The sequence below is a fragment of the Ensifer canadensis genome, assembly GCF_017488845.2.
Taxonomy (GTDB): domain Bacteria; phylum Pseudomonadota; class Alphaproteobacteria; order Rhizobiales; family Rhizobiaceae; genus Ensifer; species Ensifer canadensis.
Map to the genome: position 1 here is coordinate 3,452,470 of NZ_CP083370.1, position 12,106 is coordinate 3,464,575.

Consider the following 12,106-nt stretch of genomic DNA (forward strand, 5'->3'; position numbering starts at 1 on the left):
ACCGCGCAAATACACCGAACAGATGGCAGTCCAATGAAATTTCTAGACGAAACGAAAGTCTACATACGCTCCGGCGACGGCGGCGCAGGCGCCGTGTCGTTCCGTCGTGAAAAATTCATCGAATTCGGTGGACCTGATGGCGGCGACGGCGGCCGCGGCGGCGACGTCTGGGTCGAGGCGGTCAACGGCCTCAATACCCTGATCGACTTCCGCTACCAGCAGCACTTCAAGGCCAAGACCGGCACGCACGGCATGGGCCGCAACCGCACGGGCGCCGGCGGCGCCGACGTGACGCTGAAGGTTCCGGTCGGCACCCAGATCTTCGAGGAAGACAGCGAGACGCTGATCGTCGACATGGTCGCCGAAGGCCAGCGCTACCGGCTTGCCGCCGGCGGCAATGGCGGCTTCGGCAATGCCCATTTCAAGTCCGCCACCAACCAGGCGCCAAGCTGGGCCAACCCCGGCCTCGAAGGCGAAGAAAAAACCATCTGGCTGCGGCTGAAGCTGATCGCCGATGCCGGCCTCGTCGGCCTGCCCAATGCCGGCAAATCGACCTTCCTTGCCGCCTGCACCCGGGCGCGGCCGAAGATCGCCAATTACCCCTTCACCACGCTGCACCCGAACCTCGGCGTCGCCACCATCGACGGCAACGAGTTCATCATCGCCGACATTCCCGGCCTGATCGAAGGCGCGCATGAAGGCGTTGGTATCGGGGACCGTTTCCTCGGCCATGTCGAGCGCACGCGCGTGCTGCTTCACCTCGTCTCGGCCCAGGAAGAAGACGTCGCCAAGGCCTACAAGACCGTGAAACACGAACTCGTAGCCTATGGCGGCGGGCTCGAAGACAAACCCGAGATCGTCGCGCTGTCGCAGATCGACGTGCTCGACGAGGACGAATTGAAGGTGAAGGCCAAGGCGCTGGCAAAGGCCTGCGGCGAGCAGCCTCTCCTGCTTTCGGCCGCCACCAGCAAGGGCATGACCGAGGCATTGCGGGCGCTACGCACCGTCATTGTCGCGGCAAAGTCCGGAGAAGAGACCGCCTGACATGACGAAGACCCGCAAGCCGCTTCAGAAGTATCGCCGGGTCGTCATCAAGATCGGGTCGGCCCTGTTGGTCGATCGCGCGACCGGGCTGAAAAAGGCCTGGCTCGACGCCATGTGTGCCGACATCGCCGCCCTCAGGGCCAAGGGCGTCGACGTGCTCGTCGTCTCCTCCGGCGCCATCGCGCTCGGCCGCACCGTACTGAAACTCCCTTCTGGCGCGCTAAAACTCGAGGAAAGCCAGGCGGCCGCGGCCGTCGGCCAGATCGCGCTTGCCCGCGCCTGGTCGGAAAGTCTTTCGACAGACGCGATCGTCGCCGGCCAGGTGCTACTGACGCTCGGCGACACCGAGGAGCGTCGACGCTATTTGAATGCCCGCGCCACGATCAACCAGCTGCTGAAGCTCGGCGCCGTGCCGATCATCAACGAGAACGATACGGTGGCGACCACCGAAATCCGCTATGGCGACAACGACCGCCTGGCCGCCCGCGTCGCCACCATGGTCGGCGCTGACCTCCTGGTGCTGCTTTCCGACATCGACGGCCTCTATACGGCGCCGCCGCATCTCGACCCCGATGCCCGTTTCCTCGACACGATCGCGGAGATCACGCCCGAGATCGAGGCGATGGCAGGGGGGGCTGCCTCCGAGCTGTCGCGCGGCGGCATGCGCACCAAGATTGATGCCGGCAAGATCGCAACCACCGCCGGCTGCTCCATGATCATCGCCTCGGGCAAACCCAACCATCCGCTGGCGGCCATCGAGGAAGGCGCTCGCTCGTCCTGGTTTGCACCATCGGGCTCACCGGTGACCGCACGCAAGACCTGGATTGCCGGGCAGCTGCTGCCGGCCGGCACGCTCGCCATCGATGCCGGCGCCGAGGAGGCGCTGCGCTCCGGCAAGAGCCTGCTGCCTGCCGGCGTGCGCGAAGTGAAGGGCACCTTCAGCCGCGGCGACACCATTGCCATTCTCGGCGCAGCGGGCCGCGAAATCGCCCGTGGTCTTGCCGGCTATGACGCCGACGAGGCTCGCCAGATCGCCGGCAAGAAATCCGCAGAGATCGCGGCGATCCTCGGCTATGCCGGCCGCGCCGCCATGGTGCATCGCGACGATCTGGTGATGACCGGCAAGCGCGCCGACGAGAAGGACGGCCGGAGGGATGAAGTCCATGCTTGATGAAGTCAGGAATAAGGATGACGTCGAAGGCGTCATGCTGGAGATCGGCCGCCAGGCGAAGGCGGCAAGCCGGCCGCTTGCCGTCGCCACCGCCGAACGCAAGCATGCGGCCCTCGTTGCCATGGCCGAGATCATCGTCAATCGCCGCGACGAGATTCTTGCCGCCAACGCGATCGATCTTGAAAACGCCCGCCAGTCCGGCATCGCCGCGTCCTTCATCGACCGCCTGACGCTGACGGAGAGCCGGATCCGCGACATGGCCAACGGCATTCGCGCGATTGCCGACCTCAAGGATCCGGTTGGCGACGTCATTGCCGAGTGGGATCGCCCCAATGGCCTGCACATCGAGCGCGTGCGTACGCCGCTCGGCGTCATCGGCGTGATCTACGAAAGCCGCCCGAACGTGACGGCAGATGCCGGTGCACTGTGCCTGAAGGCGGGCAATGCCGTCATCCTGCGGGGCGGCTCCGACAGCTTCCATTCCTCGCGCGCCATCCATGCCTGCCTCGTCGAAGGCCTGAAGGCTGCTGGCCTGCCCGAGCATGCGATCCAGATGGTGCCGGTTGCCGATCGCGCTGCCGTCGGCGCCATGCTCTCGGGCCTCGGTGGCACGATCGACGTCATCGTTCCGCGCGGCGGAAAAAGCCTCGTCGCACGGGTCCAGAACGAGGCGCGCGTGCCGGTGTTCGCCCACCTCGAAGGCCTCTGCCACATCTATGTCGACGCATCCGCTGATCTCGCCATGGCCGAAAAGATCGTCGTCAATGCCAAGATGCGCCGCACTGGTATCTGCGGTGCCGCCGAGACACTGCTGATCGACAGCAATGCTGCGGACAAGCTGGCAAGGCCGCTACTTCAGGCGCTGCTCGCAGCCGGCTGCGAAGTGCGGGTGTCCGAAGAGCTTGCCGGAACCATCGATGGCTTGCGGCCGGCGACGGACGCGGATTGGTCGACGGAATATCTCGACGCGATCATCTCTGTCCGACTGGTGGACGGGATTTCCGGCGCGATCGAACATATCAACACCTGGTCCTCGGCGCATACCGAGGCGGTAATCGCCGAGGATGCCGATGTCGTCGAGCGCTTCTTCGCCGAAATCGATTCCGCCATCCTGCTGCACAATGCCTCCACCCAGTTTGCCGATGGCGGCGAATTCGGCATGGGCGGCGAGATCGGCATTGCCACCGGCAAGATGCACGCCCGCGGCCCCGTTGGCGTCGAGCAGCTGACATCGTTCAAGTATCGCGTGCGCGGCGCCGGACAGGTCAGGCCCTGACGTGACGTCCAGCGAAGTGAACGGCCGCTATCTGCGCATGCCCCATGTCGAAAGCGGCATGGTGGTCGGCCTGTTCGGCGGCTCGTTCAATCCGCCGCATCAGGGGCATGTGCTGGTCGCCGAAACGGCGATCCAGCGCCTCGGCCTCAACCAGCTCTGGTGGATGGTCACCCCCGGAAACCCGCTGAAGAACCACAATAATCTGGCGCCGCTTGCCGATCGCATCGCGCTCAGCGAGAAGATCGCCCCGAATCCGCGCATCAAGGTGACCGCCTTCGAAAAGGCGCTGGGGCAGAGCTATACCGCTCGCACGCTCGAGATGGTAAAGGCCCGCAACCGCGATATCCGCTTCGTCTGGATCATGGGGGCCGACAACCTGCGCAGCTTTCACCGCTGGCAGAATTGGCAGAAAATCGCCCGCACGGTTCCGATCGCCGTCATCGATCGGCCGGGCTCGACGCTTGCCTATCTCTCCTCGCGCATGGCCAAGACTTTCGACTATGCCCGCATCGACGAAGACGATGCCCGGCGCCTTGCTTTTCACCCGGCACCCGCCTGGACCTTCATACACGGGCCGCGCTCCTCGATGAGTTCGACGGCACTTCGATCCGCCAGAACGGCGTGAAATCGAATGATTCATTTCTCGTGTCTTGAAACCGTTCTGGTTTGATGCCTACATTTACTGACGGTTCGAGCGAAACAGTCGAATCGGAAGTGCCTGTTCTGTTCACCTGGAAAGGAAAAACCCTGACAACAGCACACGCCAAGGGATATGCGGCCTCCGCGTTCCCACGCAGCACGGGATCTAGCGACGAAGCCGCTGTCCGTGCGCTTCAACTGGTCCTCGAAAGCCTAGAGGACTCGAAGGCAGAAGATATCGTTACCATCAACATTGCCGGCAAGTCGGCGCTGGGGGACTTCATGGTCGTTGTCTCCGGGCGATCGAGCAGGCATGTGGCGGCGATTGCCGACCATCTGACCACGGACCTGAAGGACGAGGGCTTCGGCAACGCCCGCGTCGAAGGTCTGGAAACGGGTGACTGGGTGCTGATCGATACCGGCGATGTGATCATTCACATCTTCAGGCCGGAAATCCGGGAGTTCTACAACATCGAGAAGATGTGGGCGACACCGGAGATCGAGGACGGCACGCTGCATTGAGATCGCACGGTTCGTCGGGCGTCTGAGCCGCCGCACGCACCGTATTGCGATCATACATATTGGGAATGTGGCTGTCATCGCCGAAGCGGCGTTCGCAGCCAGGATAATTGTTGCGACTGATCGTAGCTTGCAGCGCCGCGTCTGGCATGACGTGCAAATGTCGCTGTAACGCTTTAGTGCGCTGCATGACCTTCTCCTTGAATCGGCCCCGGTTTCAGGAGGTGTGCAGCAGTGCGGTCCAGCGCAGGCGGAGACGGATTGGGTCATGCGTATCGGACTTTTCGCAGTCGGCCGCCTCAAGGCGGGGCCGGAAAAGGATCTTGCGGCCCGCTATCTCGATCGTTTTGCCAAGGCCGGTCCGGCGATCGGTCTCGAGCTTTCCCGCGTGGTCGAAGTCAACGAAAGCCGCGCCTCCAACTCCGATACGCGCAAGCGGGAGGAGGCAGCCCAGCTTGAAAAAGCGCTCACTGACGGCAGTCTGCTGGTGCTGCTTGACGAACGCGGCAAGGCGCTCGATTCCGAAGGCTTCGCATCGCTGCTCGGCAGTTTTCGCGATAGCGGCAAACGCGACCTGATGATCGCGATCGGCGGCGCCGACGGGCTCGACCCTGGCCTTCATTCGCGCGCCGACGCCGTGCTCAATCTCGGCAAGATGACCTGGCCGCATCAGCTGGTGCGCATTCTGATCGCCGAACAGCTCTATCGCGCCGTGACCATCCTTTCCGGACATCCCTATCACCGTGTCTGAGACGCGCCATGCACCGGCGATAACGAGAATATGTGTTGGTCGCATCCGCCAAATCAGATTAGGCTTTTTGAGGAGAGCGTCACGCACCGGGGAAAGATGCCCGGCGAGCGCTCAGAAACGTTGAAACTGCGCATGACGCTTTCCGAAAATCGGTTCCGGTTGGCGGAAGTAAGCGCGAAGCATTTCCAGTTGGATGCATAGGGACGAATGACGCGCCGAAGCATGATGAGCGCTTTCAGCAAGATCGGTGGCGAAGCATGGCGGCCCGGCCGCAGTGCGGCGCTGCTGGCGCTTGTGCTTGTTGCTGCGCTTCCGGCAGCCGCCCAGGATGCACCGGCGACGCCAGCGGCATCAGCGGCGGACCAGCAGCAGGGGCCGCCCGATCCGGCGGCAAACCTGACGCTTCGTCGAGACAGCACCCGCAGCGAGCTCGATGCGCTGTCGAAAACCATCACGCTGTCGCAGGAGCGCGCCGACGAGCTGGCGGCGACCATCGCCGAGATCGACAAAAACAATGAGGCATTGCGCGCCGCCATCGTCGATTCTGCCAGGAAGCGGCAGGGTCTGGAGCAGCAGATCGTCGATGGAGAGAAGAAGCTGAGCGAGTTGCGCTCCAAGGAAGATACCGTGCGCCGATCGCTGCGCGCCCGGCGTGGGGTGCTTGCCGAAGTGCTCGCCGCACTTCAGCGCATGGGCCGCAACCCGCCGCCGGCGATCCTGGTGACGCCTGAGGATGCGCTCGGCTCCGTTCGCAGCGCCATTCTGCTCGGCGCTGTCGTACCCGGAATTCGCGAGGAAACGGACAACCTCGTCGCCGACCTGAAGGCGCTCGCCGATATCAGAACCGGCATCGGCAAGCAGCGCGAAGAGCTGACGGCAGCGATGACGGCCAATGCCGAGGAAGAGCGTCGCATGTCGATGCTCGTGGCCGAAAAGGAAAAACTGCGCCAGAAAAGTGCGGCCGAACTCGCCGCCGAACAGCGCAAGGCGCAGGAACTCGCCTCGCAGGCGACCAATCTCGAAGGCCTCATCGGTTCGCTCGAAAATGACATCGCTTCGGTGCGCGACGCGGCTGCCGCCGCACGCGCGCAGGAAGAGGAACGCCTGCGCATGAGCGAGGCCGAGCGCGAAGCGGCGCGGGAGCTCGCCCGGAGCGCCGTGCCCGACAAAAACCGCATTGCGCCAGCATACGTGTTCTCGGAGCTGAGGAATAAGCTTGCCTATCCGGCCGCGGGATCGCTTTTGCGAAAGTTCGGTGATGCCGATGGTACAGGGCACTCCCTGCAAGGGATCATGTTGGAAACCAACCCCGGCGCGCTGGTGACTGCGCCGTCAGATGGCTGGATCGTCTATGCAGGCAATTTCCGCAGTTATGGGCAGATGATCATTCTCAATCCGGGCGACGGCTACCATGTTGTGCTGTCGGGCATGGAGAAGGTGAGCGTACAGACCGGACAATTTGTCGTGGCGGGTGAACCGCTTGCGACGATGGGTGCGAAAAGAGTCGCAAGTGCTGCGGCCTTGGCGCTGGAAACCGACCGGCCGACGCTTTACATTGAATTCCGAAAAGACGGAAAACCGGTTGATTCCCGACCATGGTGGACCGCAGCAGAGGTTGGAAAGGCGCGAAATGATACGTAGGGCTTCACTTGTTCTGGTCGGGGCGCTGATGGGTGCGACCGCTATGGGCGTCATTTATTCGGCTGTCGTTCCGGCCGTCGCGGCCAATACCTCGACTTATCGCGAGCTGGCGATTTTTGGTGACGTGTTTGAGCGCGTGCGCGCGCAGTACGTCACCCCTCCGCAGGATGACAAGCTGATCGAGAATGCCATCAATGGCATGCTCTCTTCGCTTGATCCGCACTCGAGCTACATGAACTCGACCGACGCCGAGGACATGCGCACCCAGACCCGCGGCGAATTCGGCGGCCTCGGCATCGAAGTGACGATGGAAGACGACCTCGTCAAGGTCACGAGCCCGATCGACGACACGCCCGCGGCCCGCGCCGGCGTTCTCGCCGGTGACTTCATTTCCAAGATCGACGGCCAGGACGTTCGTGGCCTGAAGCTTGAAGATGCGGTCGAGAAGATGCGTGGCGCCGTCGGCACCCCGATCAAGTTGACGATCCTGCGCAAGGGCGCCGACAAGCCGATTGAACTGTCGATCGTGCGTGACGTGATCGCCGTTCGCGCCGTCAAGTTCCGCACCGAAGGCGACGTCGGCTATCTTCGCGTGATCTCGTTCACCGAGAAGACCTACGACGACCTGAAGAAGGGCATCGAGAAGATCAAGTCCGAAGTACCGGCCGACAAGCTGAAGGGCTATGTCCTTGACCTGCGCCTCAACCCGGGCGGTCTGCTCGACCAGGCGATCAACGTTTCCGACGCCTTCCTGGAGCGTGGCGAGGTCGTTTCGACCCGCGGCCGCAATCCGGACGAGACCCGCCGCTTCAACGCGACGCCTGGCGATCTGACCGACGGCAAGCCGGTGGTCGTTCTCGTCAATGGCGGCTCGGCTTCCGCATCGGAAATCGTTGCCGGCGCCCTGCAGGACCTGAAGCGCGCGACCGTGCTCGGCACGCGCTCCTTCGGCAAGGGCTCGGTACAGACGATCATTCCGCTCGGCGAAGCAGGCGCTCTGCGCCTGACGACGGCGCTCTACTACACGCCGTCGGGCAAATCGATCCAGGGAACGGGCATCACGCCCGACATCAAGGTCGAACAGCCACTGCCGCCGGAACTGCTTGGCAGGGTCGAAGCCCAGGGCGAATCCGATCTGCGTGGCCACATCCAGGGACAGAGCGAAACCGACGAAGGTTCCGGCTCGGTCGCCTATGTACCGCCGGAAACCAAGGACGACCTGCAGCTCAACTACGCGCTTGACCTCTTGCGCGGCAAGAAGACCGATCCGGCCTTCCCGGCAAGCCCGGAGCAGGCAGAGCTCAAGAAGTAAGCCATTGAAGGCGCCGGGCTGGTCAACCCGGCGCCTTTATACTATGTGGGCTGCAGGTGCTGCCGGAAACCGCCGATTCTCTTAAAAACGGCGCATCCCTCACCGGCAACTCTCCTTCAGGTCGACCGAGGCTCCGTTTGGGAACAGATCTCAATGCCCCCCTTGGCCAGAACCGCCGGGAAAAGACCGCGCCAAGACGCGACCGTCGTTGCCTTCTCAGCTATTCCCTTGTCGGCATCTTTGCCCTTTCCATAATCGGCCTTTCCGTCTGGAACGCCGTCGCTCCGGATGGGTTGCGCAGGCAGGCGTCCGAACCGGGTATGGTTGGGCCGGAACCGGCCGAAACGGCACAAAAGACACCCAATTCCACAAGCGGGCAAGCATCGAACACCAGCGGCGGCACGCTGAAGCCGGGCACCGCCTTCTCCGGCGCTCATGTCGAGGAAACCCTGACAAACGACGGCGCGACCGTCACCAAGTTCACGCCGCGCCAACGCGACGGCAGCGGGCCTGCGCTGATCAATGTCGGCCCGATCCGCGGCCAGGACCCGCGCATGGCCGCCCTTCCGAATGACGACCTGCTGGAAGACAGCGCTGAGGGCCGGCTACCGATCACCGCCGCCGACGGGCTGCGGCCGATGGATCAATATGCCCGACCCTGGTCGGGTGCACGCGGCACCCGTATCGCGCTTGTGATCGGCGGCCTTGGCCTCAGCCAGACCGGCACGCAGAAGGCCATCCGCGACCTGCCGCCCGACGTCACCCTCGCCTTTGCCGCCGCCGGCAACAGCCTGCAGCGCTGGATGCAGGAGGCAAGACGCAGCGGCCATGAGATCCTGCTGCAGATCCCGATGGAGCCTTTCGATTACCCCGACAACGATCCGGGACCGCGCGCGCTCCGCCTCTCGCTTGGTTCGACGAAGAACCTGGCCGAACTGCACAAGAACATGGCGCAGATCACCAACTACACCGGCATCATGAACTATCTCGGTGGGCGCTTTCTCTCCGATGCCGATGCTCTCGAACCGGTGATGCGCGATCTCGGCAAACGCGGCGTGCTTTTCCTCGACGACGGCACGTCGGCGCAATCGCTGTCCGGCAAGCTTGCCGATGCCTTTGACGTTCCGCATGGCTTCGCCGACATGACCGTCGACAGCGAGCTCAGCCGCAGCGCCATCCTGAAAAAACTCGACGAGCTGGAACGCATCGCCCGGCGCAACGGTACAGCCATCGGTGTCGCCTCGGCATTCGACGAGAGCGTGGCCGCCATCGCCCAGTGGGCCGGCGAGGCGGAAGGGCGCGGCATCGAGATCGTCGGCGTTTCAGCACTCGTCAAGGACCCGCAGCAGAGATAGGTCAAGCGTGCCTTGAGCGCCGCGCGTCTTATTGGACGCGCAAAGGTCGCTGTAGCACTTTGAATTGCTGCATGTAGGGCGCCATGTCAGAAGCCCAGCGCCTCAGGCGAGGCGCACGAAATCATTGCGAACCCGAAAGATGGGTGCGATGAGACTTCACAAAGGTTCGAACACTTCAGGGCCATACGCTGCCGTGCGCGAGCAGTGGGTCACGCCTTGAGCCAGGAGAGGACAGCGGATGAGCAAGCATAACGACAAGAACCTACGGGCCGAAGACCTGCCCTATCGCCCCTGTGTCGGCGTCATGGTGCTGAACCGCGCCGGCCTCGTCTGGGCCGGCCACCGGATCGCCGTCGGCAATTCCGAATATGACGGCTCGCCGCAGCAATGGCAGATGCCGCAGGGCGGCATCGACAAGGGCGAGGATCCGCTGAAGGCCGCCTATCGCGAGCTCTATGAAGAGACCGGCATGCGCACGGTTTCGCTGCTCGCCGAGGCACCGGGCTGGATCAACTATGACCTGCCTTCACACCTGATCGGCATCGGCCTCAAGGGCAAATTTCGTGGCCAGACGCAGCGCTGGTATGCCTTCCGCTTCGAGGGCGACGAGAACGAGATCGCCATCAACCCACCGCCGGGCGGCCACGAACCGGAATTCGACGCCTGGGATTGGAAGCCGATGCGCGACCTGCCGGAGATGATCGTACCGTTCAAGCGCAAGGTCTATGAGGAGGTCGTTGCCGCCTTCGCCCACCTGGCGCCGTAACTACGCCTTTCGCAACAGGGGCCGGGTCTGCGCTGACATCGACCTTTCGCGGGGGACCCAGCCGACAACACGCACACCGCAAAGCGATGCCCTGGCATCCGTCGCAGATTGCGAGCTGCCAGCGGACGATAGGCGGCCGCTCGCAGCGCGCGCTTTTGGTCTTGCGATTGCCGCGGCAACCCTCACCGACCGCCTGGTTCCGGTTGAGGTTTTGCCCTGCCCGGCAGCAATGCCACTCTGGGGCCGATCGCCAATATCCGGCAGGTTGGTATCGAGCAGGCGCCGGCCGGCCCGATACCAATTCGGTGCAGGGCGCATCGCCGTTTGAAGACGCATGGAGAAATGCGCTCGAGCCTGAGGGTTCACAGACCCCCACCGGGCTCTTTGAGGGTCTGCATGCGGGCGAACCGTCAGCCCGCGCGCCCATTCTTTAGAGCGTTTCCGATTTAGACGGAACCGCACAAACGCTCTATCTCTTTGTTTTTACGCATTTCCTGACGGAAAACCGCTTCGCACTTTTCCTGGAAATGCTCTAAGCGCGTCAGGCAACGGGGCGCCATAGATCGTCTTGGCCCGAAAACCAGAAAGCCGCCGAGGTGATCGGCGGCTTTCTCGTGTGAATGGTGCGAGACGCTCAGTCGATCTCGGCTTCGTTGGCCGGTGCTGCGTTGAGCTGGCCGTATTTCGCTTCGCCGATGGTTTCGAGCAGTTCGAGTTGGGTCTCGAGGAAGTCGATATGACCTTCCTCATCAGCAAGCAGCTCTTCGAACAGCTTCATGGAGACGTAGTCTCCGGCGTCATGACAGATGTCGCGTGATTTCTTGTAGGCCGTGCGGGCATCGTATTCGCCGGCGAGATCCGCCTTCAGCACTTCCTTGACGTTCTGGCCGATGCGCAGCGGTCCGACCGTCTGCAGGTTCGGATGACCTTCGAGGAAGATGATGCGCGCGACGAGCTTGTCGGCATGATGCATTTCTTCAATCGACTCGGCACGTTCCTTCTTGGCAAGGAGCGTGTAGCCCCAATCTTCGAGAAGGCGGAAATGCAGCCAGTATTGGTTGACGGCGCCGAGTTCGAGATAGAGCGCTTCGTTAAGCTGCTCGATGACCTTTTTGTCGCCTTTCAAAATCCGCCCTCCGGTTGTCTTCATGGAATTGTTTGAGGCGGGCCATGAAATCAAATATCTCGACATCCGTCGAGTCGCGACGGCCGTGATATTGCTCGGTGGTGCGGATGATGATGTCGACGACGTTGGGGAAACAGCCGCAGCAGCGACCGCGTTTTTCCATCGCGTGATAGACTTTCGCCGGCACGATCAGCTGCCAACAGTCTTCATCGAGAAGGCTGACAATCATGTCCTCGATCTCTTTTTCCGTGATGAAATTGCAGCTGCAAACCAGCATGTCGTCTTGCCTGTGAAACGCAACGTCCTGAATTCGCTCATAAAGCAAAAGAGGACATTTATTGTCAACAAAAAACTCCACAAGCGGAACTTGCACGCAGATTAGAACGAATCTAAACATGACAAAAAACATCGTATTTTCAGAATATTAGCGTAGCATTGATGACCTTTCTTTCTGTGGATTTCCCGGCGATTGCCGCAGGATACTGCGACATTTTTACGCAGGAAGA

The 12,106-nt window shown here is 62.4% G+C and carries 12 protein-coding genes; 10 read left to right on the forward strand and 2 right to left on the reverse strand.

Features of this window, described 5'->3' with window-relative positions; all coding sequences use genetic code 11:
- The first annotated feature begins 33 nt into the window (after positions 1-33).
- From obgE to J3R84_RS16845, 10 genes are all read left to right on the forward strand, one after another.
- A complete protein-coding gene (obgE, locus tag J3R84_RS16800; RefSeq protein ID WP_057210849.1) occupies positions 34-1,044 on the forward strand; it encodes a GTPase ObgE in 1,011 nt (336 codons plus the stop codon).
- Position 1,045: 1 nt separating this feature from the next.
- Complete coding sequence (gene proB / locus J3R84_RS16805; RefSeq protein ID WP_025425124.1) at positions 1,046-2,215, forward strand: glutamate 5-kinase; 1,170 nt, start codon at positions 1,046-1,048, stop codon at positions 2,213-2,215.
- Complete coding sequence (locus tag J3R84_RS16810; RefSeq protein ID WP_025425125.1) at positions 2,208-3,491, forward strand: glutamate-5-semialdehyde dehydrogenase; 1,284 nt, start codon at positions 2,208-2,210, stop codon at positions 3,489-3,491. Before proB ends, J3R84_RS16810 begins: the two co-directional genes overlap by 8 nt.
- Positions 3,492-3,507: 16 nt before the next feature.
- Complete coding sequence (locus J3R84_RS16815) at positions 3,508-4,116, forward strand: nicotinate-nucleotide adenylyltransferase (protein WP_025425126.1); 609 nt, start codon at positions 3,508-3,510, stop codon at positions 4,114-4,116.
- A gap of 44 nt (positions 4,117-4,160) precedes the next feature.
- Positions 4,161-4,652 (forward strand): ribosome silencing factor, encoded by a 492-nt coding sequence (rsfS, locus tag J3R84_RS16820; RefSeq protein WP_025425127.1) that lies wholly within the window; start codon positions 4,161-4,163, stop codon positions 4,650-4,652.
- 265 nt (positions 4,653-4,917) lie between these two features.
- Positions 4,918-5,400 carry a 23S rRNA (pseudouridine(1915)-N(3))-methyltransferase RlmH gene (rlmH, locus tag J3R84_RS16825; RefSeq protein ID WP_025425128.1) on the forward strand — a complete coding sequence of 161 codons (483 nt, stop codon included), beginning with the start codon at positions 4,918-4,920 and terminating at the stop codon, positions 5,398-5,400.
- Positions 5,401-5,607: 207 nt separating this feature from the next.
- Entirely contained in the window at positions 5,608-7,041 is a 1,434-nt protein-coding gene (locus tag J3R84_RS16830; protein WP_107027563.1) for a murein hydrolase activator EnvC family protein, read from the forward strand.
- On the forward strand, positions 7,031-8,353 hold the full coding sequence (locus J3R84_RS16835; RefSeq protein WP_025425130.1) for a S41 family peptidase: 1,323 nt from the start codon (positions 7,031-7,033) through the stop codon (positions 8,351-8,353). Before J3R84_RS16830 ends, J3R84_RS16835 begins: the two co-directional genes overlap by 11 nt.
- 137 nt (positions 8,354-8,490) lie before the next feature.
- Positions 8,491-9,708, forward strand: a complete 1,218-nt coding sequence (locus J3R84_RS16840; protein ID WP_025425131.1) for a divergent polysaccharide deacetylase family protein — start codon at positions 8,491-8,493, stop codon at positions 9,706-9,708.
- 238 nt (positions 9,709-9,946) lie between these two features.
- Positions 9,947-10,474: an RNA pyrophosphohydrolase gene (locus J3R84_RS16845; RefSeq protein WP_025425132.1), complete on the forward strand. Its 528-nt coding sequence runs from the start codon at positions 9,947-9,949 to the stop codon at positions 10,472-10,474.
- A 634-nt stretch (positions 10,475-11,108) separates the two neighbouring features.
- Here J3R84_RS16845 and bfr read toward each other — a convergent pair.
- Together bfr and J3R84_RS16855 are read right to left on the reverse strand one after the other, a co-directional pair.
- Positions 11,109-11,600, reverse strand: coding sequence for a bacterioferritin (gene bfr / locus J3R84_RS16850; protein WP_025425133.1), 492 nt, complete (start codon positions 11,598-11,600; stop codon positions 11,109-11,111).
- Positions 11,566-11,979 (reverse strand): (2Fe-2S)-binding protein, encoded by a 414-nt coding sequence (locus J3R84_RS16855; RefSeq protein WP_239637581.1) that lies wholly within the window; start codon positions 11,977-11,979, stop codon positions 11,566-11,568. Before J3R84_RS16855 ends, bfr begins: the two co-directional genes overlap by 35 nt.
- Positions 11,980-12,106 lie beyond the last annotated feature (127 nt).